Raw genomic sequence first — 26,987 nt, 5'->3', positions numbered from 1 at the left:
TGCACGCGGGACAGCGTACGGCCGGAAAGCGCCTACCCGGCGACGAGCCGCGTCCCCAGCCCGAACAGCCGCCTGGACAGCATCAGCAGCGGAATGCCCAGCGGCAGCAGCAGCACCGTCACGCACAGCACGATCGACACGGCCATCAGCACCGTCGCGACCAGCCACACGACCAGCGCGAGCAGGCCCCGCACGAGCACCGCCACCAGCCCCACGACCGGCGACAGGAGCCCATTCAGCAACCTCATCGCCTTTCACCTCCTCCACCCGGGAATTGACCCGGGCGCGACGAATAGGCCTCTCCTTCCCCACCCTCAGGGATATCCACATTGAAACGGCGCCGATTCCCCCTTCGCGTCCACCGCGGGTACGAGACCGAAAATGGCTACCAAGAGCGAGGCCCACCCGAATCCCATCTCCCTAACCTGATCACCCCACGTCCAAGGGAGGCCACGTGATAGACCACCTCCGCACCCTGGGCGCCGCACTCACCCTGACGACGGCGCTCGGCATCACGGCGAACGCCCCTGCCGCGGAGGCCCGCACCGGCCCTCTGCCCGGCCTCCTCCGCCAGGTGACCGCGGCGGGCGGCGCGCCCGGAGCACTGATCGCGATCCGGGACCGGCACGGCACCACCGTCCTGACTAGCGGCGTCGCGGACGTGGAAAGCCGCGCGCCGGTGCCGCGCGACAGCAGGTTCCGCATCGGCAGCGCGACCAAGCCGTTCGTCGCGGCGGTCGTCCTCCAGCTCGTCGGCGAGCACCGCGTCGCCCTGGACGCACCGGTCGAGCGCTACCTGCCCGGCGTCGTCCGCGGCCACGGCAACGACGGACGGAGGATCACCGTCCGCCATCTGCTCCAGCACACCAGCGGCCTCCCCGACGTCCTCGCCTACCTCGACCCGCGGGACGTCCTCAAGGACCCGCTCGCCCACCACGACGCCCGCGACCTCGTGAACCTCGCGCTCGCCCACCCGCCGACCTCCAAGCCCGGCGAGCGCTGGCACTACTCCAACACCGGCTACCTGCTGGCGGGCATGCTCATCGAGAGGGTGACCGGCCGCCCCTACGGCGAGGAGATCCGCCGGCGCGTCATCACGCCGCTCGGCCTGCACGCGACGTCCGTCCCGGGCGACGACCCGACGATCCCCGGCCCGCACCCCCACGGCTACGCGCGGCCGTCCGAGGGCGCACCCCTCCTGGACGTCACCGAGGTCAACCCCTCGGCCGGCGGTGCCGCCGGAGGCATGATCTCCAGCGCCACCGACGTCGACCGCTTCCTGGACGCGCTCGTGCGCGGCGACCTCCTGCGTCCGGCGCAGCGGCGGGAGATGATGCGGACCCGTCCGACCGGCGGCTCCGACGGCCGTGCGTACGGCCTCGGCCTGGAGAGCAGGCCACTCCCCTGCGGCGGCCTCTCCTGGGGCCACGACGGCGACTTCCTCGGCTTCGAGACCGCGGCCAGCGCCACCACCACCGGCCGCCAGGCGACGGCCATGGCGAACCTCGGCCCCGGCGGCCCCGACACCCAGACGACCGCCCTAAGAAAAGCCGTCCAGACCGCCCTCTGCACCTGAACGTCAGACAGGCTTATGCCAGACGATGGCGTAGCGGAAAAGCGGGAGCCGACGCCAGCGCATCCCCGGCAGAACCGCCGAGGCGATCCGCTTCACCTGCGCGTACGTATGGGGAAAGGTCATCTTGATGGGCGCCGTGTGATGCCAGTGACCACGGGTGCGCGAGAGCACCTGATGCTGGACGACACCGACGGCGTCCATCAAATAATCGCGCGGCCCCCCGCTCTTCGCACAACCGATCACGACGAGCGCCCCACCCGGCGCCGTGAGCGAGGCCAGCCTCGCGAGCGCCGCCCCCAGATCAGGCAGATGATGCACAGCCGCGATGGACGCGACGACATCGAAGTGAGCCTCGGGTAGCGGGCTGCTCATCACGTCGCCCACCACCCACTCCACGTCCGCACCCGTCGCGCGAGCCCTCTCAAGGACAGCGGAATCCACATCGATGGCGGTCACCCGCGGCACGACCTCACGCAGCTCGGCCGCCAGCAACCCATCCCCGGCCCCGACGTCCAGAGCAGTCCCAGCACCAGGCGCGACGGCCTCCAGAACCAGGCGATGGTAATGCGTATTGTGATTCCAACGCCCCCAAACCCCTCCAGACACACCCCAAATGCTCGCACACCCAACACCACCCCTACCGCCGATACCACTTTCCAGGCGGCCTGCGGATGGCGACCGCGTTAGTGCACCGTGATAACGGATTCCTATGGCCGGGTGTGGCCGTCCGAGCACGTAGCGTCTCAGCGGTGCGGTGATCCGCGTACGCTGGCGTCGCGCGTCAGGTGATCGCTTCCGTCAACCGCGGCGCTCACGGCTCCCACTGCGCGTGAGGTCCGGTACGAGCGAGGGAGCGGGCACAGTGCAGCAGATGTCCAAGGGCGCCAACATCGACCTTTCCGGCACCGGTGCGATGAGCGGGCCGCTGACCGTGGCGCTGAGCTGGACCGATCCGTCCGGTGCGGGGGAAGCCGACGTGTCGGTGCTCCTGGTCGGCGCGGACGGCATGGTGGGCGGTGACGCCGATTTCGTCTTCTACAACCAGCCGGTGACGGCCGACGAGTCGGTCCGCCTGCTGGGCAAGACGCCCACGGCCACCGGCAGCGAGGACCAAATCCTGGTCGACCTGAGCACGCTCCGGTCCGACGTCCAGCGGGTGGTCGTCGCCGCCAGCCGTTACGCGGGCGCGACGTTCGGGGCGCTGGACGACCTGCGCCTGGCCGTCTTCGACGGCGGCGGGGAGCCGCTGCTGGCCTTCGACATCAAGGACGCGGACACCGAGACCGCGTTCATCTTCGGAGAGCTGTACCGCAGGGGCGACGGCTGGAAGTTCCGGGCGGTCGGGCAGGGCTACGAGTCGGGTCTGGCGGGTCTCGCCGCCGACTTCGGGATCAACGCGGACGACAGCGGCGAGGAGGAGGCGTCCCCGCCGGCCGACGCGCCGGGCACCGCTCAGCCGGAGGTCCCCGCTCCCGTCCCGGACGCGGCCGCGGCCCCCGGGGAGGCGGCCCCGTCCGGGAACGGGCAGGGCCCCAAGCGGGTGCGGACGGCCAAGAAGAAGACCACGGTCCCCAAGGCGGCCAAGGTCAGTCTGGCCGAGCACGCCTCCTGGCAGCACGCGCGCCTCTTTCCGGTCACCGGCCTGCGCAACGACCAGGAGCGTGAGACGCGGGCGACCGCCACCCTGCTGGCGGTCATGGCCCAGGTGCCCGAGTTCGGACGCCGGCTGACGGCCCGTTTCAGCGCTCCGGCCGGGACCGTCCAGACCTTCGCCGAAGCGTCGTTCAAGCACGGTGACGGCAAGGTGCGGCCCGACGGCGTGCTGCGGGTGGCCAGGGCGGGCAGGATCTGGACGGCCCTCATCGAGACCAAGACGGGCGGCAACCCGCTCAAGGCCGAGCAGGTCGAGGCCTACCTGGAGGTCGCGGCCCGGCACGGCTACGAGACCGTGATCACCCTCTCCAACGATCTGGCCCTGGACGGCGAGCACCCGCTGAAGGTCGACAAGCGGCTGCTGCGCAAGGTCGCCCTGCGCCACCTGTCGTGGGCCGAGGTCGCGCACGAGGCCGACATGCTCTGCCACCATGACGGCGTCGCCAATCCCGTGCACGCCTGGCTGCTGAGCGAGCTCCTGCACTACCTGCGCCAGGACAGCGCCGGGTGCCAGGGCTTCCGTGACATGGGCTCCGCCTGGGTCCCGGTCCGCAACGCCGTCACGTCCGGCACGCTGCGGCTGGGCGACCGCCGGGCCATGCAGGTCGCCGAGAGCTGGGAGAAGCTGGTCCGGCAGCTGTGCCTGCGCCTCAGCGGCCAGACCGGCCTCGCCATCGCCCCGGTGCTCCGCAGGCGGCGGGACGGGGACGCCTCGGTGCGCCGTCTGCAGACCGTCACGTCCCTGGTGGAGACCGGGCGCATGAGCGCTGAGGTCCGCATCCCCGGCGGGGGCCCGGTCATGCTCGAAGCCGACCTGCGCACCGGCCAGATCGAGACCACGGTCGAGATTCCCGCCGCGGAGCGCGCACGCTCGCTCACCCGCGTTCAGTGGCTGCTGCGGCAGCTGGGCGACGCCCCGCCCGAACTGCGCATCGAAGCGCTCAGCCCAGGACGTCCGACCGGCCCCTGCGACCTGCTCAAGAACCTCCTCGCCGAGCCTGGCCTGCTCGTCCCCGAGGACGGCAAGCCGATCGCGTCCTTCCGGCTGACCCTGTCGTCCGGAATGGGCGCCAAGCGGGGCACCGAGGAGACCGGGTTCGTCCGGAGCGTCGATACGGCGATGGACCGCTTCCACCAGGAGGTCCTGCAAGTGCTCAAGCCCGAAGCGGCGGTATCCGAAGCCAAGTCGCCCATGTGACGGCACCGGCTCGACCTCATGAACGAGGCCGGGCGCGTCGGATGTGAGTGGATCAAGGTCGGACGGGTGTGGGGGTTAAGCCTAGGTGGGTTAGGGCGGTTTTGGCGGTCAGGGTGTGGTCGCCGCCGGCCAGTAGCAGGGTGCGGGCCGACTGGTAGGGGCAGGCGGCTGCGTCGAAGGCTGCTGCGATGGCCGGCAGCCGCGCCTTGTCGCCGTTCAGGAGGGCCTCCGCCCGGTCTACCTGGGCGGAGGCGACCGGGTTGCCGGTGACCGTGGCGCGGGCCGCGGCGATCCGGGAACGGGCGTCCGGGTGACCGGCGAGGACCGCCGCCTCGGCTCGGAGCGCCACGTACCAGTGCAGCCAGACCCAGCACACCCACTTCCAGACCTGGTCCGGCTCGGGTGCGACGCGGTCCAGCGCCGCGTCCGCGTCGCCGTGGTGGAGGAGGACCATGGTGTCGAACACCGCGCCGTAGCCCAGCCGGTGGTCGGCTTCGGGACCGGCCTGGTCGACGATCGCCAGCCACTCGGCCCGGGACGCGTCGTCGCCGCGCAGCCCGTGGATCATCGCGACCGCGGCGGCGGAGGGGCCGAGCGAGCGCGACCGGAGCCCGCCGCTCTGCTCCCACGCGTCGAGGAAGCGCACGCCGCCCGAGATGACCTCGGCGGCGTCGCCGGTGAACGCGTCCGCGACCAGGAGCCAGGACATGGCGTGGTGGCCCGCCTCGGCCAGCAGCGGATGATCGGCGAGCCGCCTGCCCCACTGGCGGGCCGCGGGCAGGTCGCCCACGCCGACGGCGGTGGCGGCGGCCATGGCGAAGGCGTCCATCCGCTCGTGCGTGGCGGCCGGGGTGTTCGGCGCCGAGGCGAGGACGCCGGTCCGGCGCCGGGCGGCGGACGCGGCGGCGAAGGGGTCGCCGGCCCAGCTCTGCGCGCCCGACAGCGCGTCGAGCGCGGCGGACTCGGCCACCGGGTCGCCCGCGCGCCGGGCGAGGTCCACGGCGTGCGCGGCACGGTCCACCGTCTCGTGGACGGAGTTGTCCGGGTCTCCCTGGACGGCGCCGAAGGCGTCCGCGTCCACCGCCGTCTCGGCCAGCGCGACCGCCGCGCGGGCGGCCGGGGTGTCATCGGACAGCTTCCGCGCCTCCGCGAGGATGGCGGCCACCTCGTCCGCGGGCGGGAGCCGCGTGAACGAGCTGGAGAACCGGTACGCGACGGTGGCGGCGGCCGCCAGGTCGCGGCCCGCGGCGGCGGTGTCCCCGGCCCGGCGGGCGGCCTCTGCGGCGGCGCGGTGCAGGCGGAACATGTCGCCGTCGAGGCTCCGGCACCCGGCCACCGCGGCCGCCTGCCGCAACGCCACCACTTCGGCCGCCGCGCCGAGACCTGTCGTGGTGGCGTCCGGCGCTCCGGCGGCCGCGCCCGATGGTTTGGTGGCGGCGTCCGGCGCTCCGGCGGGCCCGCCCGATGTTTCGGTGGCGGCGTCCGGCGCCTCGGCGGTCGCGGGCGATGCTTTAGTGGCCGCGTCTGGTGCTTCGGCGGTTGCGGCCGGTGCTTCGGTGGCGCCGTTCTTGCTTCTGGCGAGGGTTGCGGCTTGTTCGAAGCGTTGCTGGGCCTCGCCCAGCAGGTTGCGGGTGAAGGCCAGCTCGGCCAGGGAGAGGGCGAGGCGGTGGGCGTCCGCGCGCCGGTCCGGTTGGTCGGCGGTCCAGGCGAGGGCGGCACGGACGTCCTCCGCGGCGGCGTCGAACCGGGCGCGCCAGTCCGCGCCGCCGGTGCCGGTGAGGGCGGTCGCGGTGGCCGCGCACCAGCCGGCGTGCCGGGCGCGGACGTCGGCCAGCTCGCCGCTGCTCGCGAGCCGTTCCGTCCCGTACTGGCGGATGGTCTCCAGCGCCTGGTAGCGGGTGCCGGTCTCGGACGCCGTCACGGCGAGCAGGCTCTGCTCGGCGAGCCGGCCCAGCCCGTCGGCGACGGCGGACGGGTCCAGCGGGGCGAATCCGGCGACCTCGGCGGCGGCCGCGGCGGTGAACGGCGCGACGAACACCGACACGCGGCGCAGGAGCGCCTGGTCCGGCGGCTCCAGCAGGTCGTGGCTCCAGTCGAGCACCGCCCGCACCGACCGGTGCCTGCCGTCGGCGCGGGGCCCGCCGGCGAGGATCCGCAGCTGGTCGGAGAGGCCGGTCACGAGGCCGTCCAGCCCGAGCGTGGACCACCGCGCCGCCGCCAGCTCGATCGCCAGCGCCATGCCGCCGAGCCGCTCGCAGACGGCGACGACGCCGTCGCTCACCGCCGGGCCCGGCGGCCAGCCGACCGCGGCGGCGCGCTCCATGAACAGCGCCACCGCCTCCGACGCGTCGCCGCCGTCCCGCGACAGCGGCGGGACGGGGAAGACCCGCTCGAACGGCACCATCAGCCGGGCCCGGCTCGTCACGAGCACCCGCAGCGACGGGCAGGCCGCGAGCAGGCGTTCCAGGAAGGGCGCGACCCCGTCCCGCACCTGCTCGCAGTTGTCCAGGACGAGCAGTGCCCGGCGGTCCGCCAGCGCGGCCAGGACCGCCTCGTCGATGCCGTGCCCCGGCTGCTCGCCGACGCCCACGGCCGCCGCGACGGCCGCGCCCACCCGTCCCGGATCGGTGACCGGGACCAGGTCGGCGAACCACACGCCGTCGGCGAAGTCGCCCGCCAGGTCGGCCGCCACCGCCAGCGCGAGGCGGGTCTTGCCCACCCCGCCCGGCCCGACCGCGGTGACCTGCCGGTGCGCCCGGACCGCCTCCGCCAGCTCCGCGCGCTCCCGCACCCGGCCGACGAACGCCGTCAGCGGCGCAGGCAGGGCGGGCGCCGAGCGCGGACGCCCGGCGCCGGCGAGCTCGGCCGCCCGCCGGGACAGCGCCCGCCGGTCCGGCGCCTCCAGCTTGCGCAGCAGCGACGAGACGTGCGACTCGACGGTGCGCACGGAGATGAACAGGCGCGCGGCGATCTCCGCGTTGCTGAGGTGCTCGCCGAGCAGCGCGAGCACTTCGGCCTCCCGAGCCGAGATCACTGGGTCCGACACCGACCCATTATCCGTGGTCGGCTCCGTGGTCGGCACGGAGGCGGACCGCGCCCCGGGCGGGCGAGGCTGTGATCACAGCGAACCCCCGATCGCCGCCGCGACCACAGGAGTGACCATGACCGGTTCGTCCACGCGGGAAGCCGAGATCCTCCCGCGGCCCCGCTCGCGGGCCGAGCGCCGCCGCGACACCGAGCACCGGCTCGCCCACGACGTCGACGTCTGGGTGGCCAGCGCCTCGGCGGACGGCCTGCCCCACCTGGTGCCGCTGTCCTTCGACTGGGACGGCGAGGCGCTGCTGATGGCCACGCCCGCGGGCAGCCCGACCGGCCGGAACCTGGCCGCCGCGCGGACCGTCCGGCTGGGCCTCGGCCCCACCCGCGACGTGTCCATGATCGACGGCGAGGTCGAGGTGATCGAGCTCGGCGCGCTGCCGCCGGAGCGGGCCGACCGCTTCGCCGCGCGCACCGGCTTCGACCCGCGCGCCTCGTCCCTGCCGTACCGCTGGTTCCGCGTCACCCCGCGCCGCGTCCAGGCCTGGCGCGAGGTGAACGAGCTGGACGGCCGCGAGCTGATGCGCGACGGCCGCTGGTCCGCCTGACATCCGAGATCACGACAATTGAGGAGATACGCATGAGCACGTACGAGGGATTCACGGCCGAGGAGCGGGCCGCGATGAAGGACCACGCCCGGGAGCAGAAGGCGGCGGCGCGCCGCGGCTCGCGCGCCGAGAAGGCCGCCGAGGCCGAGCGCGACGTCCTCGCGAAGATCGCCGAGATGAAGGACGCCGACCGGGTCATGGCCGAGCGCGTGCACGCCGTGGTCACCGCCGCCGCGCCCGTCCTCGCGCCGAAGACCTGGTACGGGATGCCCGCCTACGCGCTGGACGGCAAGGTCGTCTGCTTCTTCCAGAGCGCGGAGAAGTTCAAGGCCCGCTACGCGACGCTCGGGTTCAGCGACCAGGCGAACCTGGACGACGGGCCGATGTGGGCGGCCGGCTTCGCCCTCGCGGCGGTGACGCCCGAGGTCGAGGAGCGCATCGCCGCCCTGGTGAAGCAGGCGGTGAGCTGACCCGACGTCCACGGCGGGGGGCGCGGTCAGCCGCGTTGGCGCAGGTAGGCGTCCAGTTCGGCAGCGCCGGCCAGCATGGCCCGTCCGCGGGCCGACAGCCGGGCGCGCCAGTCCTGGAGGGCGGCCTCCAGCGGCGCCAGCCCACCCGCCGCCCGGACCTGGTCGATCAGCGGCGCGATCTGCTCCAGCAGGTAGCCGCCCCGCCTGAGCTGGTGCGCCAGCCGGGCGTCCCGGACGTCGGCCTCGGCGTAGACGCGGTACCCGGTCAGCGGGTCGCGGCGCGGGCGCACCAGCCCGGCCCGCTCCCACTTGCGCAGCGTCGCGGGGCGGATCCCGAGCTCGCCCGCCAGCGTCCCGATGAACACCCCGTCGGATGCGCCGGGCATGTGATCGCTTCGGGGAGCTCCTGCGGGGGCGGTGGCATCCAGGTCGCGTAGGGCCTTCTCCACCGCCTGGAGGGTTCGGCGGTCGCCCAGGAGTTGGGCGTGACTCTCGTCGATGAGGCGGTACGCCTCCTCGTCGGCGCCCTGGTTCACGGCTCGCATGATGGACGTCGCCGTCCGGTGGCCGTGGCCGGGGACCAGGGCGAGGAACGCGCTCAGGGCGTGCGCGTGCAGCGGCGTGTAGGTGCGGTAGCCGTGGGCGGTCCGGTCGGCGGCCGGGAGGATTCCGGCGTCCTCGTAGTTCCGGACCGCCTGCGTGGACAGACCGTGCCCGCGTGCCAGGTCGACCGGCCTGAGCCGTCCCCCGTGTTTAAGGTTTGTGGCCATAGTTCCAGCGGTTATCGCGTCAAAGTTCCAACCGAGGGTTCAACGATACCGTTTATGGCATGGTTACCGACATCAAGGACTCCGCCCATGCCGTCGACGCCGCCGCCGTCCTGGGGCTGCTGCCGGGCCGGCCCCGGCTGCTGGCCCTCGGCGAACCCACCCATGGCGAGGACGCGCTGCTCGACCTGCGCAACGAGCTGTTCCGGCAGCTCGTCGAGCGGGAGGGGTACCGGTGGATCGCCGTCGAGAGCGACTGCCTGATGGGCCTGGCCGTGGACGAGTACGTCGCCTCGGGCACCGGCACCCTCGACGAGGTCATGGCGCGCGGGTTCAGCCACGGTTTCGGCGAGTCCGCGGCGAACCGGGAGCTCGTCCGGTGGATGCGCACTTACAACGACGGGCGTCCCGCGTCCGAGCGGCTGCGGTTCGCCGGGTTCGACGGCCCGCTGGAGATCACCGGCGCCGCGAGCCCGCGGGAGGCGCTCACCGCGCTCCACGGCTACCTCGCGGCGATCGTGGACGCGGACCTGCTCCCCTGCACCGCGGAGACGCTCGACCGCCTGCTCGGTCCCGACGAGCGGTGGACGAACACGGACGCGATGATGGATCCGTCCCGGTCCATCGGACGGTCGGCCGAGGCCGAGCGGCTGCGGCCGCTCGCCGACGACCTGGTGGCGCTGCTCGACGCGCGGACGCCGGAGCTGGTCGAGGCGTCCTCGCGGGACGCGTGGGAGCGGGCGCGCCTCTACGGGCGCACCGCCGCCGGCCTGCTGCGCTACCACTTCTGGATGGCCGACACGTCGCCCGCCCGCATGGCCCGGCTGGTGGGCCAGCGGGCGGCGATGATGGCCGCCAACCTGCTCGCCCTTGCCGGGCGGGGCCCGGTGCTGGTCCACGCTCACAACGGCCATCTCCAGCGTCACCTGAGCACCATGCGGATGGGCGACCTGCCGGTGGAGTGGTGGAGCGCCGGAGCGATCGTGAACGCCCATCTGGGCGAGGAGTACGCCTTCGTCGCCACGGCCCTCGGCACGATCCAGCACCGGGGCGTGGACGCGCCGCCTCCGGACACCCTCGAAGGGCTCCTCTACGCGCTCCCGGAGGACCGCTGCCTCGTGGACGTCCCGCGGCTGATCATCGCGTTCGGGGACGCGCGGCCCGCGGCCCGCGTGTCCCCCTGGTTCGGCTACTCCCCGCTGGACCCCGCCGGCCTGGCCGGGAACGACGGGATCGTGTTCGTCCGCGACGTCCCGCAGGCCCAGGACGTCCGCGCCGGATAGCCGCCGACGACGGGCCGGGCGGGTGTCCGAACGCGTCGGGCAACTGGACGGCGCGGCCCTGCCTTCGTCATGATGCGCGAATGTGGCGCGAGCTGATCGAGAAGCACACCCCCCAGGCCCGGTTCGCCTCTCCTGCCGCGGAAAGGGCCCTGCGACGCGCCGAGGAGACGCTGGGGCACCTGCTGCCCGACGACCTCGCCGAGCTGCTCGGTGAGACCGACGGCGTGGTGGACGCCAACGGCTACAACCTGGTGTTCTCCGTGGAGCAGCTCGTCCAGGGCAATCTGGAGATGCGCACCTATCCCGCGCTGAAGCGGCTCTACATGGCGTTCGACCAGCTCCTGTTCTTCTCCGACATCCCGGGCGACGGGAGCCTGTTCGCGTACGCGCTCGTCCCGGAGGGCAGGCCGGACGTCTTCGTCTGGGACCACCGGACCGACGGCCGCCGCTGCGTCGCGCCTTCCCTGGAGCACTTCATCGAGGCGTGGTTCGGCGGCGACATCCGCTTGTAGGCGGCGGAGGACGTCCGGGGCGCGTTTGTAGGTTCCCCACAACTCTTCGGCTCCGCCCTGCACGATGCCGTCCATTGGTACGGAAGGTGCCTGGGGAGCAGGGTAGGAGATCAGTCAGGCGGCGCTCGGGGGATGCGGGACGTCGCGCACGCACAGGTGGCAAGGAGGCTCGACCGGTGTTCCGTCGCGTCGCGATCGTCAACCGTGGAGAGGCCGCGATGCGGCTCATCCACGCGGTCCGGGATCTATCGGCGGAGACCGGGGCGCGCATCGAGACGATCGCCCTCTACACCGACGCCGACCGCAACGCGACGTTCGTCCGTGAGGCGGACGACGCCTACCTGCTGGGTCCCGCCGCGGCGCGCCCGTACCTCGACCTCGCCGTCCTGGAGCGGGCGCTGGTGGAGTCCCGGGCCGACGCGGCGTGGGTCGGCTGGGGGTTCGTCGCCGAGGACCCGGCGTTCGCCGAGCTGTGCGAGCGGATCGGCGTCACGTTCGTCGGGCCGAGCGCGGACGCGATGCGCAGGCTCGGCGACAAGATCGGCGCGAAGCTGATCGCCGAGGAGGTCGGCGTCCCGGTCGCGCCGTGGAGCCGCGGCGAGGTCGCGACGCTGGAGGACGCGCTGCGCGCCGGCGACGAGATCGGCTACCCGCTGATGCTGAAGGCGACCGCGGGCGGCGGCGGGCGCGGCATCCGGATGGTCGCCTCCGCGGCGGACCTGGCGGACGCCTACGAGCGCACCAGCCAGGAGGCGCTGCGCGCGTTCGGCTCCGGCGTCGTGTTCCTGGAGCGCCTGGTCACCGGCGCCCGGCACGTCGAGGTCCAGGTCATCGCGGACGGGCAGGGCACCGCGTGGGCGCTCGGCGTCCGGGACTGCTCGGTGCAGCGCCGCAACCAGAAGATCATCGAGGAGTCCGCCTCGCCCGTGCTGGCCCCGGAGCAGGCCGCCGAGCTCAAGGCGTCGGCGGAGCGGCTCGCGGTGGCGGTCGGCTACCGCGGCGCCTGCACCGTCGAGTTCCTCTACCACCCCGGCGAGCGGCTGTTCGCGTTCCTGGAGGTCAACACCCGGCTCCAGGTCGAGCACCCGATCACCGAGATCACCACCGGCACCGACCTCGTCCGGCTGCAACTGCACGTGGCGAGCGGCGGGACGTTGGACGGCCCGCTCCCCGGCGAGGCCGGCCACGCCATCGAGGCCCGGCTCAACGCCGAGGACCCCGACCGCGACTTCGCGCCCGCGCCGGGCCGCATCGCTCGGCTGGTGCTGCCCGCCGGGCCGGGCATCCGGGTGGACACCGGCGTCAGCGAGGGCGACACGATCCCCGCCGACTTCGACTCGATGATCGCCAAGATCATCGCCTACGGCCGCGACCGCGACCAGGCGCTCGGCCGGCTGCGCCGCGCGATGGCCGAGACCACCGTGATCATCGAGGGCGGCGCGACCAACAAGAGCTTCGTGCTCGACCTGCTCGACCAGCCCGAGGTGATCGACGCGAGCGCCGACACCGGCTGGATCGACCGGGTGCGCGGCGAGGGCCGCCTCGTCGGCCACCGGCACTCCGCGATCGCGCTGGCCGCCGCCGCGATCGAGGCGTACCAGGACGAGGAGGAGGTCGCCCGGCAGCGGCTGCTGGCCACCGCGCACGGCGGCCGCCCGCAGGTCCGGCACGACCCGGGCCGCCCGCTGGACCTCAAGCTCCGCGGCGTCGGCTACCGGGTGAGCGTGGCCCGCGTCGGCCAGTCGCGGTTCCGCGTCGGGATCTCGGCCGGCGGCGACCTCCACCCGGCGGACGTCGAGGTGGAGCGCTTCGACCAGCACAGCGGCCAGATCGTCGTCAACGGCCGCCGGTTCCGCCTGGTCTCGGCCACGCACGGGCCGATCCACCTCGTCGAGGTCGACGGCGTCACACACCGGATCAGCCGCGACGAGGGCGGCGTCGTCCGCTCCCCCGCGCCCGCGCTGGTCGTCGCGACGCCCCTCGCCGTCGGCGACGAGGTCGAGGCGGACGCGCCGATCCTCGTCCTGGAGAGCATGAAGATGGAGACGGTGCTCCGCGCGCCGTTCCGCGCCCGCGTCCGCGAGTGCCCCGTGTCGGTGGGCGCCCAGGTCGAGACCGGCGCGCCGCTGATGCGGCTGGAACCGCTGGCCGGCGAGGACGCCCGCGAGGCGGCGCCCGCCGCCGCGGCCGCCCGGATCGACCTCCCCGAAGGCCCCGCGGACGCGCCCGCCGAGGAGCGCGCCGCCGCCGGCCTGCGGGACCTGCGCGGCCTCCTCCTCGGCTTCGACCCCGACCCGCGCGGCACCGAGCGCGTCCTCGCCGACTACCTGGCCGCGCGCGACGAGCTGGGCGGAGGGCCCCTCGACGGCGAGCTCGACCTGCTCACCGTGTTCGCCGACCTGTCGGAGCTGAGCCGCAACAAGCCCGGCGGCGACCTCGACGCCGAGCCCGGCGGCGCCGTCCACAGCCCCCGCGAGTTCTTCCACAGCTACCTCCAGAGCCTCGACACCGAGCGCGCCGGCGTCACGGCGGGGTTCGAGGCCAAGCTCACCAGGGTCTACGCCCACTACGGCGTGGACGGCCTCGACCGCACGCCCGAGCTGGAGGCCGCGGTCTTCCGGATCTACCTGGCGCAGCGGCGGATGAGCGCGCTCGTCCCGGTCGTGTCGGAGCTGCTGCACCGCTGGCTCGCCGCCACGGCGCCGCGCGGGCCGGTCGCCGAGCGCGCCGGGCTCGTCCTGGAGCAGCTCGTCGAGGCCACGCAGGTGCGCTTCCCGACCGTGGCCGACCTCGCCCGCGGCGTCGTGTTCCGCTGGTTCACCCAGCCGCTCCGGCGCCGCAACCGCGCCAAGGTGTACGCGGCGGTCCGCGACGAGCTCCGCCACCTCGACCAGCACCCGGACGCCCCGGACCGCGCCGAGCGGATCCAGGCGATGGTCGCGAGCCCCGAGCCGCTCGTCCGGCTCATCGGCCAGCGGATCGGCCGCACCGGACGCGACCACGTCGCGCTCCTGGAGGTCGTGACCCGCCGCTACTACGGCAACCGCTGGCTGGCGGACATCACCGCGCGGGACGCCGGGGGCTGCCGGTTCGTCACCGCCGAGCACACCGGCCCGAAGGGCGTCACCCGCGTCGTCACCACCGCCGTCGGCATCGCCGACCTGCCCGAGGCCGTCGGCGCCGTCGGCGCGTTCGCCGCCGGCGTCCCCGACCGCGGCCTCGTCGCCGACCTGTACGTCACCTGGGAGGACCAGCCCGACGGCGACGTGATGGCGGAGCGGCTCGGGCGGCTCCTCGCCGAGCGTCCGCTGCCCGCGGGCGTCCGCCGGGTCACCGCCACCGTCATCGGCACCGGCGGCACCGGCATGCACCACCACTTCACCTTCCGCCCGGACGGCGCCGGCGTCGCCGAGGACCGGCTGATCCGCGGCCTGCACCCGCAGATCGCGCAGCGCCTCCAGCTGCGCCGCCTGCGCGAGTTCGACCTGACCCGGCTGCCGTCCGCGGACGAGGAGATCCACCTGGTCAAGGCCGTCGCGAAGAGCAACCCGGCCGACGAGCGGCTCATCGCGCTCGGCCAGGTCCGCGACCTGACGCCGCTCCGCGACGCCGACGGCCGGCTGATCGCGCTGCCGGTCGCCGAGGACGTGTTCACCGCCTGCCTCGACGCGGTCCGCAGCGTCCAGCTGCGCCGGCCGCAGAACAAGCGGTACGACACCAACCGGATCATGCTGTACGTCTGGCCGCCGACGGAGCTGACCGTCGACGAGCTCAAGTCCGTCGTCCAGCGCCTGCTGCCGACCATCGGCGGCGCGGGCCTGGAGGAGGTCCAGTTCGTCGCCCGGCGCCGCACGCCCGCCGGCGCGCTGACCGAGATCGGCGTCCGCATCACCCAGGACCCCGGCGACGCCCCGCGCCTGCACGTCGCCGGACCGTCCACCGAGCCCGTCCGGCCGCTGGACGACTACCGCCAGAAGGTCCTGCGGGCCGCCCGCCGCGGCAACGTCTACCCGTACGAGCTGACCGACATGCTCGCGGGCCCGGACGGCCGCTTCGCCGAGCACGACCTCGACGACACCGGCGCGCTCGTCCCGGTGGACCGCCCGAAGGGCAGGAACACCGCGGCGATCGTCGCGGGCGTCGTCACCACGCCGACCGAGCGGCACCCCGAAGGCGTCACCCGCGTCGTCCTCCTCGGCGACCCGACCAAGGCGCTCGGCGCCCTGTCGGAGCCCGAGTGCGCACGGGTGATCGCCGCGCTCGACCTCGCCGAGCGGATGCGCGTCCCCCTCGAATGGTTCGCCCTCTCGGCGGGCGCGCGGATCTCCATGACGTCCGGCACCGAGAACATGGACTGGGTCGCGGCCGCGCTCAAGCGGATCGTCACCTTCACCCAGGACGGCGGCGAGATCAACATCGTGGTCGCGGGGATCACCGTCGGCGCCCAGCCGTACTGGAACGCCGAGGCGACGATGCTCATGCACACCAAGGGCATCCTCGTCATGACGCCCGACTCGGCGATGGTCCTCACCGGCAAGCAGGCGCTCGACTTCTCCGGCGGCGTGTCCGCGGAGGACAACTTCGGCATCGGCGGCTACGACCGCGTCATGGGCCCGAACGGCCAGGCGCAGTACTGGGCGCCCACCCTGCCGACCGCCCGCGACGTGCTGATGGCCCACTACGACCACACCTACATCGCGCCCGGCGAGACCGCGCCGCGCCCCGTCCCCACCACCGACCCCGCCGACCGCGACATCTCCACCTACCCGCACCCGTTCGGCAGCGACTTCAGCACCGTCGGCGAGATCTTCTCGGCCGAGCACAATCCGGACCGCAAGAAGCCGTTCGACATCCGCACGGTGATGCGCGCCCTGTCCGACCAGGACCACCCGGTCCTGGAGCGCTGGGCGGGCATGGCCGACGCGGACACGTCCGCGGTGCAGGACGTCCACATCGGCGGGCGCCCCGTCTGCCTGATCGGCATCGAGTCCCGCTCCGTGCCGCGGCGCGGCTTCCCGCCCACCGACGGCCCCGACACCTACACCGCCGGCACGCTGTTCCCCAAGTCGTCGAAGAAGACCGCCCGGGCCATCAACGCCGCCTCTGGGAACCGGCCTCTCGTCGTCCTGGCGAACCTGTCCGGCTTCGACGGCTCGCCCGAGTCGATGCGCAACCTCCAGCTGGAGTACGGCGCCGAGATCGGCCGCGCCATCGTCAACTTCGAGGGCCCGATCGTCTTCTGCGTGATCTCCCGCTACCACGGCGGCGCGTTCGTGGTGTTCTCCAAGGCGCTCAACCCGAACATGACCGTCCTGGCGCTGGAGGGCTCGTTCGCCTCCGTCCTCGGCGGCGCCCCGGCCGCGGCCGTGGTGTTCTCCGGCGAGGTGAACACCCGCACCGCGAGCGACCCGCGGGTGACGAAGCTCCAGGCGCAGCTCTCCGCGGCCGGCGGCGCCGAGCGCGCCGCGCTGAACGCGCAGCTCGCCGAGGTCCAGTCCGCCGTCCGCGCCGAGAAGGTCAGCGAGGTCGCCGCCGAGTTCGACCGCGTCCACAGCATCCAGCGCGCCGTCGAGGTCGGCTCCGTCGACGCCATCATCAGCCCCGCCGAGCTGCGCCCGCGCATCATCAAGGCCCTGGAACAGGGCACGCGGAACGCCTAGTCCGGGCCTGCCGCTCGGCACGGCTTCGCGGCCGTTGTCGGGCGGCGGCCGGCGGTGGCATCATGACGTCCATGACCGCGTACCGAAAGGACGATGCCGCGTAGGCGACCCGGCGCGCTGCGCGCTGACCAGCCTCCTCGCAGCCCCGCGTGGGACCCGCCTCCAGATCGGATCCAAGGCCTCTCCGTCGCGACCAGCGTCGCGATCGGGCAGGCGGAGCGGCTCTCGGACGACTACTACGTCTATCCCGGCGCCACCGACCACGCGCTGTGGGAGTACCGAGCCTTCCTGCGGGCGCCGGGGCGGCGGCCCCTGTACCCGCAGGCAGCGGAGTGCTCGTGCCGCGGCTGCTCCATCGATGACGTGCGGCACGCCCGCGACGTCCTCGAAGAGGTCATGTGGCAGTTGCCTAGCCGACCCCGCGCGGAGCTGCGGCACCGATTACGCGCCCTGGACGCCCAGTACCTGAAACGCACGCTGCCGGATCCGTTCGCCCCTCACCGGGACTCGTGGTGGCGGCGTCGCCTGGCAGGTGGACGGAGCGTCCCGGTGGTCGCCTGGTCGGCGAACTGGGTGCGGTAGAGCTCCGCGTAGAGCCCGTCCCGTGCCAGCAGTTCCCGGTGGGTGCCGCGTTCGCGGACCCGGCCCCCGTCGACGACCAGGATCTGGTCGGCCTCCCGGACGGTGGAGAGGCGGTGGGCGATCACCAGGGACGTCCGTCCCGCCAGCGCGCCGTCCAGCGCGCGTTGCAGTGCGGCCTCGGAGTCGGAGTCGAGATGCGCGGTGGCCTCGTCGAGGATGACGACCGGCGGGGCCTTGAGCAGCAGCCTGGCCATCGCGACGCGCTGCTTCTCCCCGCCGGAGAGCCGGTATCCGCGGTCGCCGACGACCGTGTCGAGACCGTTGGGGAGCGACGCGATCAGGTCCCAGATCTGCGCGGCTCTGCACGCGTCCACCAGGTCCTCCTCGCAGGCGTCCGGACGGGCGTAGGCGAGGTTGCCGCGGATGGTGTCGTGGAAGAGGTACGCGTCCTGCGTGACCACGCCCACGGTCTCGCGCAGCGACTCCAGGGTCAGGTCCCGAACGTCATGCCCCCCGACCCGGACGGTCCCGTTCACCGCGTCGTAGAGCCGGGGCACCAGGTGCGTGATGGTCGTCTTGCCTCCGCCGGACGGGCCGACCAGCGCGGTGAGCGTCCCGCCGGGGACGCGGAAGCTCAGGTCGCGCAGGGTCCACGTGGTGTCGGAACGCTCCGGCACGGCGATCGACTCAAGGGACGCGAGCGAAATGTCGGCGGCGTCCGGATACCGGAACGAAACGCCCTCGAACTCGACCTCGGGGGCCGTCCCGCCGGAAGGAAGGGCCACCGCGCCCGGCTTCTCCGCGACGAGCGGTTCCAGGTCCAGCAGCTCGAACAGCCGGTCGTAGCTGACGAGCACGATCAGCACGCTCGCCTGGGCGCCGGACAGCTGGTTGATCGGGCCGAGCAGCCGGGTCAGCAGCGTGGCGAGCGCCACCAGCGTCCCGATCCGGAACGCGCCGTGGACGACCAACCCGCCGCCCAGCCCGTACACCATCGCGGTGGCGAGCGAGCTCAGCAGGGTGACCGACAGCAGCAGCACCTTCCCGTAGACGGACGTGAGGGCGCCGAGGTCGCGTCCCCGGGCGGCGAGACCCGCGAACATCCGCGCCTCGGCGCCGGGCCGGCCGTACAGCTTGGCCAGCAGCGCCCCGCCCATGTCGAACCGCTCGTTCATCAGCGCGCCCATCTCGGCGTTCACCTGCATGTGCGCGCGCATGAGCCGCTGCAACCGGCCCCCGACGACCCGGCCGGGCAGGACGAACAGCGGCAGCGCCGCCAGCGCGGCCAGCGTGATCGTCCACGACAGGTAGAGCATGGTCGCGAGGACGAGGACCACCGTCAGCGCGGCCGGGACGACCGTGGACAGCAGCGACGCCAGCGCCTGCTGCGCGCCGACCACGTCGGTGTTCAGCCGGCTGACCAGGGCGCCGGTCTGCACCCGGGCGAAGAACCCCAGCGGCTGGCGCTGCACGTGGTCGAAGACGCGGGTCCGCAGGTCCTGGATGAGCCCCTGGCTGATCCGGGCCGAGTACCAGGCCTCCGCGAATCCGAGGAGGGAGCTCAGGACGGCCAGCCCGGCGACCGCCAGGGAGATCCGCGCGACGACCGGCACGTCCCGCGCCACGATCCCGTCGTCGATGAGCAGGCGGAACAGCAGCGGGACGGCCACCGTGATCCCGGCGTTCAGCGTCGTGGCGGCCAGGAGAAGGCCTGCGCTGAGGCGGTACGGCCTGCCGAACGACAGGATCCGCCGCACCGTGCCGGGCCTGATCCGCTGCTCGCCGGCCGGCGGGGAGCCGCTCGTCACCGCGATCACATCCTCCGTCGTCACCGGGTGCGGGCACGGGCGCCTCCGGCCGGCCTCTCGCATGGCCGCCGGCGCCCGTGCCCGCCCGCCCTCCGGCTGATCTCCCGGTCCCCGGGGAGGGATCAGCTAGCCGCGCGTCGTGAGGATCGAGACGTGGCGCGTCCCGTTCTCCTCGCAGCACTGAGTGGGTCCACTCGCCGCGGCGAAGCCTTCGGGCGTGGTGTCACGGGCCTCCAGCTTCTGCAGCTCTGCGATGTCGAACATGTTCGTTCACCTCCCTCCCTGGGTCGGTTCGGCCTCCGCCCACGGGCCGGAGCCGGTGGGCGCAGGTGGCTATCGGGTGACGGCGCCGGCATGGGCGGCGCTCGGACGAGCACCGCCGGGCCGTGCCGTCTCGGGGAGCCACGGGCGCGGCCCGCCGTGCCGCAGGCGCAGCAGGAAGTCGAGGACGCCCGCCGTCCCCGCGGCGTAGGCGTGACCGAGGTCGGGATGGCAGGGGACCAGCAGGCCGTCGTCGGTGAACGCCTGGGCATGGATGACGTCCGCCACCTGCTCGGCCTGGGCCCGGTAGCCGGTGTCGCCGGTCAGGTCGGCCAGGTCGAGGAGGTAGTGCCCGCTTCCCGCAAGGCCGCAGCAGGCGCCCACCGAGAGCGACCATCGCTCGGACGCGGTCACCGCGCACTGGACGGCCACGTCCGCGAACCGCTGGAGGCCCGTGGCCGACCACAACCGGATGAGGAAGGTGCCGATCCCCGCCGGGCCGTTGCACCACTGCCACCGCGCCGTGCCGGTGGCGAAGCCGTCGCCTCCGACGGCCGTCGGCCAGTCGGCCGCTCCCTCCCGGAGGCTGGCACTGCGGAGCAGGGTCTCGCCCGCCTTCAGAGCGGCGCCGGTGAACCGCTCGGCCCGGTCGTCCGAGCCGTCGGCGGCGGCCTGCCCGGCGGCGAGCAGGAACATCCCGATGCCCGCCACACCGTGGGCGAAGCCGTAGGAGCTGTGCTGGTCGTCGTCCACCGCGACCGGCCACAGGACGTCCTCGCCGCTGTGGTCCGCCGCCGCGAGCACGGATTCTGCGCAGTCCAAGGCTCCGCGCAGCAGGCTCCGGTCTCCGGTGCTCCGCCACAGGTGCAGCCGCGCCAGGCCCGCCCCCGAGAGCCCGTAGGCGACCTCCGGGTTCTTCCCCCGGGTCGGCAGCCGCTCGGCGAGCCGCCTGGCCCGGGACGTCAGCCCGGCGTCGTCCAGGAGACTCCCGGCCTCATGCAGCGCCCACGCCGTACCGGCACGGCCGAAGCACAGGCCGGGAAGGATCCTCGGGATGTCGAACAGCCGCTCGTCGATCCATCCGGCCGCCCGCGCCACGCTCGCTCGCAGCGCCGGATCGTCCATCACTTGAGCGGCGCGCGTCAGCGTGGCCAACCCACCGGCGGCCCCGCGCCACGCGTCGCACGGGTCGTGCCTCTGTGCCGCGCGACTGGCGGGCCACAGCTCCGCCCCGTCCGGGACCATGCCCCGCTGGAGATGCTCCAGGCCGTCGGCCAGCATGCGGTCCAGCCCGTTTGAAGGCATCAGCACACCGGACGAAGGCGCCTCGGCCCTGGCAGCCGGGGAAGCGAGGAACCGCTCGGCCCGATCCAGCGACCATCGCTGATCGGGCTCGGTCTCGGTCAGGCCCGCGATCAACTCGACGAGCGGCACAAGCCCAGTGCGATCGGCGGCGATCCGCCGCAAAACCCGCCGCCGCTCGGCACCGGAACGCGGCGAACTCGGCTGCCCGGCCACCCAGTGCGGCGCGAGCCCACCACTGGCCAGGCAGAACAGCGTCACCCCAAGACTGAAGCAGTCCGCGGACGGCCGCACGCCCCGCCGAGCGGACCGGTCACCCCAGCGCTCCGGGGCCGCGAAGCCGATCGTGCGACCCCGGACGCTCTCGCCCGTCCTGTGGACGAGTTCCGCGTCGATCAGCCGCACACCACCGTCCGGCGTGACGATGACGTTGCTGGGCTTCAGATCGCACAGCACGAAACCGGCCTCGTGCACCGCCCGCACCGCTTCGACCAGGCGACCGGCGACACCGAGCACATCGCCGCCCTCGGACGCCCAGTCGTCCGAGGTGACGCCGGGGATCTCCTCCTCGGCCAGGAAGAGGTCGCCCTGCTCCTCGAAGAGCGCCACGAAGGCCGGAAACAGCGACAACGAGGCCAGCGCCTCCAGGATGTGCGCCTCGTGCCGCAGCATGTCCCGGGCGTCGCGGCCGTCGAGCGCGGCGCCCACGTGCGCCCGCGCCTGCTTGACGACGACGTTCGCGCCGCTCCGGTCGTCGATCGCCTGGTACACGCCGCCCTTGTTGGCGTGCCGGATCGCCCCGGTCACCCGGAAGCGCCCCGCCAGCACCATCGCCGCGCCCGGTGCCCGCGGCGCGACCGCCGGTTCCGGGAACGGCGACACGGCCCACTCCGGCGGCGAGAACCACGCCCGCCGCTCGTCCTTGACCACGGATCCGTCCGGGCCCACCATGCGCGACTCGAAAACACCGTCATCGGTGAACACCGGCTCCCCGGTGAACTCGCCGTAGCGGTAATGCACGAGGCTGCCCGGACGGAGCGGACGATCGGACAGAATCCTGGGCCCGACCAAATCCGCGGTGACCCGGTCAAGCTCGTCCGCAACCGCGAGAAGCTGCTCGTCATCCCGCGGGTACACGGTGATGAACTTGCCGCCCGCCCCGCGGTTCTGCAGATGGTCGACGAGCTCCAGGACGCGTCCGATGTCAGTCGCGAACTTGAACGGGCACCCGTTCCGGACCAGGGCCTCGGCGGCCCGCGCCAGCACGATCGGAGCCGACAGCGGAGTCGCGGAAACATGCAGCTTCCACCCGTGCTTGCGCGACACACGCGCCGCCGGGGCGGCACTGCACCATGCCTCCTCCGGCTGGACGAACCATCGCTGCCCGCCGCAGCGGTCGAGGACGCCCCGCAGCACGTCGAGCAGGAGAACCGAGTCCGCCACGGGTCCGCTCTTGCCGATCATCGATCCGCCTCCCTGCCGCGATGGGGCCGCCGGCGAACTCCGTCCGCAGACGGTCCGCGTTCCACAGATCGAGGCGTTCCATCGGAGTTCCACCCCGTTCCATCGCGGTTCCGTGGAAGGAACAACGCAGGCAGGCGCCGGGAACGGACAACGGGCCCGTGTTTTCCGCGTGGATGGGCTTACCTGGACGAGAGGCCGCCTTTACGATGTGGAGGCCGAGGTGCGTTTCGGGGTGAAGGTGGGGCGATGTATCCGGTTCCTATGGGCGGCACTGAGCCCGTCCTGTTGCAGATCGGCGATATGGCCCTGACCAGTACGCACGTGCTGCTCCCGTACGGGCAGTACCCGCTGCGCGGGGCCCACTGGACCGTCCAGGACTCGACCCAGGTCACCGAGAGCATCTCGACCGCGGGCATCGTCCTGACGATCGTCTTCGTGTGGTTCTGCCTGCTGGGCCTGCTGTTCCTGCTGATGAAGGAGCGCCGCTACCTCGGCTTCGTCGCCGTCTCGGTGACCGGCCCCGGCTTCCACCACACCGCGCAGTTCCCGCCCGGCCCCCAGTCGGGCGCGTGGGCCGCGCACGCCGTGGCGCAGGCCCGCGCCATCACCGCCGCCGCCTGATCTTGATTCCGCCTTTGCCGGAACGAGGGTTTTCCTAGACTGCCCGCATGGGCGAGATCCTGGTCGGTACGGCGTCGTGGACGGACAAGACCCTGCTGGCCTCGGGCTGGTATCCGGACACGGCCAAGACGTCCGAGGACCGGCTGCGGTATTACGCGAGCCAGTTCCCGCTGGTCGAAGTCGACGCGACGTACTATTCGCCGCCCGCGGAGAAGACCGCCTGCCTGTGGCGCGACCGGACGCCGGACGGCTTCACGTTCAACGTGAAGGCCTTCTCGCTCCTCACGCAGCACCCGACCAGGGTCGCCGCGCTCTACAAGGACCTGCGCGGGCAGGTGCCGGCCAAGCAGTCCGTCTACCTCAAGGACGTGCCCGACAACGTCGCCGAGGAAGTATGGGAACGCTTCCTGAGCGCACTCTGGCCACTGCACGAGGCGAAGAAGCTCGGCATGGTCCTGTTCCAGTTCCCGCGGTGGTTCCCCTGCGGCGAACGCACCCGGGCGTATGTGCTGGAGGCGAAGGAGCGCTGCGCGCCCGTGCGCATCTGCGTGGAGTTCCGCCACAAGAGCTGGCTGGACGAGAAGAACCGCGACGCGACCCTGGACTTCCTGGCCCGCAACGACCTGCCGTACGTGTGCGTGGACATGCCGCAAGGACACACCTCCTCGGTGCCCCCGGTACTGGCGGCGACGTCCGACCTGGCAGTCGTCCGCTTCCACGGCCACAGCTCCCGGTGGGACAGCAAGAACATCTACGACAAGTTCGCCTACCTCTACAGCGAAGAAGAGCTGCAACAGTGGGCGAGCGACCTGAAAACGCTGGCGGACGACGCCGCGACCACGCACGTCATCTTCAACAACTGCTGCGCCGACCATTCCCAGCGGAACGCGGCGCGGATGGCCGAGCTGATCGGCACTCGCTGAAAAAGGAGACACCGTGGGAACGCTGGAAGGCAAGACCGCCGTCGTCACCGGAGGCTCGCGCGGCATCGGCCGCGCGATCGTGGAGCGCCTGGCCCGCGACGGCGCCGCGATCACGTTCAACTACGCCTCGAACGACGACGCCGCGACCGACGTCGTCCGCACGGTGGAGGACGCGGGAGGCAAGGTCCGCGCCGTCCGCTCGGACCTGGCCGAGAAGGGCGCCGCGGAGCGCCTGATGCAGCTCGCCGAAGAGGAGTTCGGCGGCCTGGACGTCCTGGTGAACAACGCGGCCGCGAACATCGATCTCGTCCCCATCGCCGACACCGACGAGGAACTCTTCGACCGCGTCCTGGCCGTCAACCTCAAGGCGGCCTTCCTGACCATCCGCCACGCGGCCCGCACCATGCGGGACGGCGGCCGCATCATCAACATCTCCACGGTCAACACGGTCCGCCCCGTCCCGAACATCGCCCCTTACATGGCGAGCAAGGGCGCCCTGGAGCAGCTGACCGCCGCGGCGGCCTGCGAACTGGGCCCGCGCGGCATCACCGTCAACACGGTCTCCCCCGGCACGACGGACACCGACCTCCTACGAAGCACCAACTCCCCCGAGCAACTCCAAACGGCCGCATCACTGACCCCCCTGGGACGCCTAGGCCAACCCGCCGACGTCGCAGACGTGGTCGCCTTCCTAGCGAGCGAGGACGCCCGCTGGCTGACAGGCCAAAACCTCCACGCCGCAGGCGGCCTAGCGTAAGAACGCGCGGGCGGGGAGGCGCGGGCGGAGGGTTTGAGCCGGAAGTGTCGGCGAGCGGGGACGTTGCGATCGCGTGCGAAGCCAAGTGCGAGCGAAGCGAGAACTTGATCGCGAAGTGAGCCGCCAGGCGAGCCGGAGCGATGCTAGCGATCGCCGCAAAGCCCGTTGAAGGGAGGCGCGCCAGCGCCGACCGCCGAGGGCTTTGCAATAAGCCCGACCGGGATCGGCCAGGCGGGGCCTTGGGGCGGGGAAACGGGGGACGATCTTTTGAGTCGTGGGAATCTCATGCGGTGGTTGCGGAGAGGTGGCTGTGGGGGGACCGGATTTCCTCATCGGGCGCGATGCGGAGCTGGGCAGGCTGACAGAGGTTCTGGAGCGCGTCATCGGGGGTTCCCGGGAGATCGTCTTTCTGGAGGGTGAGCCGGGGATCGGGAAGACTTTCCTGCTGGAGGCGTTGCTCGCGCGGGCGCGGGGGCGGGGGGCGCGGACGTTGTCGGGGACGGCGGACGCGATGGGCGGGAGCAGGCCGTTCGGGGTGCTCGCGGAGGCGCTGGCGGCGCCGGCGGGGGACGGGTTGCTGGCGCCGGACGCGGGGGGTGCCGGGGACGGGTTGCCCGTGGGTGCCGGGGGCGGGTTGCCCGTGCCGGCGGGGAGGCCGGCGGAGAAGGGGTTGCGCGGGCTTCAGGTGATCGAGGGTCTGCTGGCGGGGTTGGAGCGGCTGGCGGCGGAGGGGCCGGTGGTGCTCGCGCTGGAGGATCTGCATTGGGCGGACCAGGAGACGCTGCGGGCGTTCGACGCGGTCGTCCGGCATCTGGGGTCGTTGCCGCTGCTGCTGGTGGGAACGTTCCGTGCTCGTCCGCGGAGTGCGGAGCTGGCGGCGCTGCTCGACCGGGTGACGTCGCGCGGGGCGGAGGTGCTGCGGGTGGAGCGGCTGGGCGAGGAGGCGATCGGCGCGCTGTGCGAGCGGGTGCTGGGGGCGCCGCCGTCGCGGGCGCTGCGGCGGCGGTTGGCGGCGGCGGGCGGGAATCCGCTGTTCGCGGTGCAGTTGCTGCGGGGGTTGCAGGAGCAGGGGGCGGTGGTGGTGGGCGATGGTGTCGCGGACGGCGGGGACGGTCCGCTGCCGCCGAGCCTGCGGCAGGTGATCGTCCGGCGGTTCGGGCAGTTGCCGGCGGCGACGGTGGAGCTGTTGCAGGTCGCGTCGGTGCTGGGGACGTCGTTCGCGCCGGGTGATCTCGCGGCGGTGCTGGGCAGGCCGCTGGCGGGGCTGCTGCCGCAGCTGAACGACGCGGTGTCGCACGGGCTGGTCGGGGATCGCGGGGACGTGCTGGCGTTCCGGCATCCGATGATGCGGGACGCGCTGTACGAGAGCCTGCCGTCGGCGATCCGGCGGCGGCTGCATCATGAGGCCGGGGAGGCGCTCGCGGCGGCGGGGGCGCCGGCCGCGCAGGTGGCGGTGCAGCTCGCGGAGGGCGCGCAGCCGGGTGATCCGGAGGCGATCGCGTGGTTGCGGAAGGCGGCGGAGGAGGTGTCGGCGTACTCGGTGGGGACGGCCGTCCGGCTGCTGGAGCGGGGGTTGGAGCTGGCGAGCGGCGACGGGGCCCGCGGTGCCGCGGTGCGCGCGGACCTGGTGCCGCTGCTGGGCCTTGAGGGGCGGTTCGCGGAGGCGCGGGAGCTGGCGGCGGCGATCCCGGCGGGGTGCCTGTCGGTGGAGGACGAGATCCGGTTGCGGAGCGGGCAGGCGCGGGCGCTGTCGCGGCAGGGGCGCTGGGCGGAGGCGGCGCGGGCGTTCGGCGGGATCGCGGAGCTGGTGCCCGGTGGCGCGGTGCGGGCGCTGTTCGAGGCGCGGGCCGCCTACGCGCTGATCTACGCGGGGGACGTCGCGGGCGGGCGGGCGCGGGCGGAGCGGATCCGGGACGCGGCGTCCGGGCCGGAGTACGAGCAGGCGCTCGGCGCGGCGGTGACGACGCTGGCGCTGGCGCTGGCCGCGGAGGGGGAGCTGAAGGAGGCGCTGGATCTCGGTGAGCGGGGCCTGGCGGCGGTCGGGGATTCGCGGCCCGCGCCTGGAGCGTTCCTGTTCCCGCACATCCCGGTCGGGTTCGTGCTGCTGGACGCGGACCGTCCGGACGACGCGGAGCGGGTGCTGAACGAGGGGCACGCGCTCATGGAGGAGGTCGGCGCGCTCAGTTTCCGGCCGTACGTGCCGGGCGTGAAGGCGCTGCGGGGGTTCCATTTCGGCGACTGGGAGACGGCGCTGTCGGAGGCGGAGTCCGGTCTCGTGATGGACGAGGAGATCGGCACCCGCTGGCTGTTCTTCGCCGAGACGGTGATCGGCCGGATCGCGCTGGCGCGGGACGATCTGCGGACGGCGGGGCGGATGGCGGCGGAGACGGAGGCGGCGCTCGCGGCGGCCGACGCGCCGGAGTTCGCGACCGGGCGGGGCTGGTCGCTGTGGATCGGGGCGCTGCTGCTGGAGGCGGGGGGCGAGGCGGGCGCGGCGGCGCGGGCG

19 protein-coding genes are annotated in these 26,987 nt (G+C 73.2%); 12 read left to right on the top strand and 7 right to left on the bottom strand.

Annotated features, from left to right (window positions below; all coding sequences use genetic code 11):
- Window positions 1-32: 32 nt before the first annotated feature.
- On the bottom strand, window positions 33-248 hold the full coding sequence (locus tag E1300_RS17865; protein ID WP_131758152.1) for a hypothetical protein: 216 nt from the start codon (window positions 246-248) through the stop codon (window positions 33-35).
- A 206-nt stretch (window positions 249-454) separates the two neighbouring features.
- Here E1300_RS17865 and E1300_RS17860 point away from each other — a divergent pair, with 206 nt between their 5' ends.
- Window positions 455-1,576 carry a serine hydrolase domain-containing protein gene (locus E1300_RS17860; RefSeq protein WP_131758151.1) on the top strand — a complete coding sequence of 374 codons (1,122 nt, stop codon included), beginning with the start codon at window positions 455-457 and terminating at the stop codon, window positions 1,574-1,576.
- Between the two features lie 3 nt (window positions 1,577-1,579).
- Here the strand turns inward: E1300_RS17860 and E1300_RS17855 are convergent, their stop codons facing one another.
- Window positions 1,580-2,182: a class I SAM-dependent methyltransferase gene (locus tag E1300_RS17855; RefSeq protein ID WP_131758150.1), complete on the bottom strand. Its 603-nt coding sequence runs from the start codon at window positions 2,180-2,182 to the stop codon at window positions 1,580-1,582.
- A gap of 265 nt (window positions 2,183-2,447) precedes the next feature.
- Between E1300_RS17855 and E1300_RS54200 the strand changes: the two genes are divergently transcribed.
- Entirely contained in the window at window positions 2,448-4,427 is a 1,980-nt protein-coding gene (locus tag E1300_RS54200) for a TerD family protein (protein ID WP_242619213.1), read from the top strand.
- A 52-nt stretch (window positions 4,428-4,479) separates the two neighbouring features.
- Here E1300_RS54200 and E1300_RS17845 read toward each other — a convergent pair whose 3' ends face one another.
- Window positions 4,480-7,473 carry an ATP-binding protein gene (locus E1300_RS17845; protein WP_131758148.1) on the bottom strand — a complete coding sequence of 998 codons (2,994 nt, stop codon included), beginning with the start codon at window positions 7,471-7,473 and terminating at the stop codon, window positions 4,480-4,482.
- A 115-nt stretch (window positions 7,474-7,588) separates the two neighbouring features.
- Between E1300_RS17845 and E1300_RS17840 the strand changes: the two genes are divergently transcribed.
- Window positions 7,589-8,071 carry a pyridoxamine 5'-phosphate oxidase family protein gene (locus tag E1300_RS17840; protein ID WP_131758147.1) on the top strand — a complete coding sequence of 161 codons (483 nt, stop codon included), beginning with the start codon at window positions 7,589-7,591 and terminating at the stop codon, window positions 8,069-8,071.
- A gap of 32 nt (window positions 8,072-8,103) precedes the next feature.
- Complete coding sequence (locus E1300_RS17835) at window positions 8,104-8,541, top strand: iron chaperone (RefSeq protein WP_131758146.1); 438 nt, start codon at window positions 8,104-8,106, stop codon at window positions 8,539-8,541.
- Window positions 8,542-8,567: 26 nt separating this feature from the next.
- Here the strand turns inward: E1300_RS17835 and E1300_RS17830 are convergent, their stop codons facing one another.
- Complete coding sequence (locus tag E1300_RS17830; RefSeq protein ID WP_131758145.1) at window positions 8,568-9,311, bottom strand: TioE family transcriptional regulator; 744 nt, start codon at window positions 9,309-9,311, stop codon at window positions 8,568-8,570.
- A gap of 59 nt (window positions 9,312-9,370) precedes the next feature.
- Between E1300_RS17830 and E1300_RS17825 the strand changes: the two genes are divergently transcribed.
- The 4 genes from E1300_RS17825 to E1300_RS17810 all read left to right on the top strand — a co-directional run bounded on the left by E1300_RS17825 (window position 9,371) and on the right by E1300_RS17810 (window position 17,345).
- Entirely contained in the window at window positions 9,371-10,591 is a 1,221-nt protein-coding gene (locus E1300_RS17825; protein ID WP_131758144.1) for an erythromycin esterase family protein, read from the top strand.
- 80 nt (window positions 10,592-10,671) lie between these two features.
- Window positions 10,672-11,103: an SMI1/KNR4 family protein gene (locus E1300_RS17820; RefSeq protein ID WP_131758143.1), complete on the top strand. Its 432-nt coding sequence runs from the start codon at window positions 10,672-10,674 to the stop codon at window positions 11,101-11,103.
- Between the two features lie 176 nt (window positions 11,104-11,279).
- Window positions 11,280-16,763 carry an ATP-binding protein gene (locus E1300_RS17815; protein WP_131758142.1) on the top strand — a complete coding sequence of 1,828 codons (5,484 nt, stop codon included), beginning with the start codon at window positions 11,280-11,282 and terminating at the stop codon, window positions 16,761-16,763.
- A 93-nt stretch (window positions 16,764-16,856) separates the two neighbouring features.
- Complete coding sequence (locus E1300_RS17810; protein ID WP_207399809.1) at window positions 16,857-17,345, top strand: hypothetical protein; 489 nt, start codon at window positions 16,857-16,859, stop codon at window positions 17,343-17,345.
- Here the strand turns inward: E1300_RS17810 and E1300_RS17805 are convergent.
- The 3 genes from E1300_RS17805 to lanL all read right to left on the bottom strand — a co-directional run bounded on the left by E1300_RS17805 (window position 17,261) and on the right by lanL (window position 22,180).
- Complete coding sequence (locus E1300_RS17805; RefSeq protein ID WP_242619212.1) at window positions 17,261-19,177, bottom strand: ABC transporter ATP-binding protein; 1,917 nt, start codon at window positions 19,175-19,177, stop codon at window positions 17,261-17,263. The genes E1300_RS17810 and E1300_RS17805 overlap by 85 nt on opposite strands.
- A gap of 102 nt (window positions 19,178-19,279) precedes the next feature.
- Window positions 19,280-19,417, bottom strand: a complete 138-nt coding sequence (locus E1300_RS50105) for a hypothetical protein (protein ID WP_165502889.1) — start codon at window positions 19,415-19,417, stop codon at window positions 19,280-19,282.
- A 69-nt stretch (window positions 19,418-19,486) separates the two neighbouring features.
- A complete protein-coding gene (lanL, locus tag E1300_RS17800) occupies window positions 19,487-22,180 on the bottom strand; it encodes a class IV lanthionine synthetase LanL (RefSeq protein ID WP_131758140.1) in 2,694 nt (897 codons plus the stop codon).
- A 246-nt stretch (window positions 22,181-22,426) separates the two neighbouring features.
- Between lanL and E1300_RS17795 the strand changes: the two genes are divergently transcribed.
- The 4 genes from E1300_RS17795 to E1300_RS17780 form a co-directional block, all read left to right on the top strand.
- A complete protein-coding gene (locus E1300_RS17795; protein WP_131758139.1) occupies window positions 22,427-22,801 on the top strand; it encodes a hypothetical protein in 375 nt (124 codons plus the stop codon).
- A 47-nt stretch (window positions 22,802-22,848) separates the two neighbouring features.
- Entirely contained in the window at window positions 22,849-23,724 is an 876-nt protein-coding gene (locus E1300_RS17790) for a DUF72 domain-containing protein (protein WP_131758138.1), read from the top strand.
- Between the two features lie 13 nt (window positions 23,725-23,737).
- Entirely contained in the window at window positions 23,738-24,481 is a 744-nt protein-coding gene (locus tag E1300_RS17785) for a glucose 1-dehydrogenase (RefSeq protein WP_131758137.1), read from the top strand.
- Between the two features lie 310 nt (window positions 24,482-24,791).
- Window positions 24,792-26,987 (top strand): ATP-binding protein (locus E1300_RS17780; RefSeq protein ID WP_165502888.1); only part of this gene is annotated, 2,196 nt, incomplete at its 3' end.

This window comes from Actinomadura fibrosa, from assembly GCF_900659615.1.
Lineage (GTDB): Bacteria > Actinomycetota > Actinomycetes > Streptosporangiales > Streptosporangiaceae > Spirillospora > Spirillospora fibrosa.
Note: the sequence above shows the minus strand (reverse complement) of the source record. Positions and strands in the feature narration are given on the sequence as shown.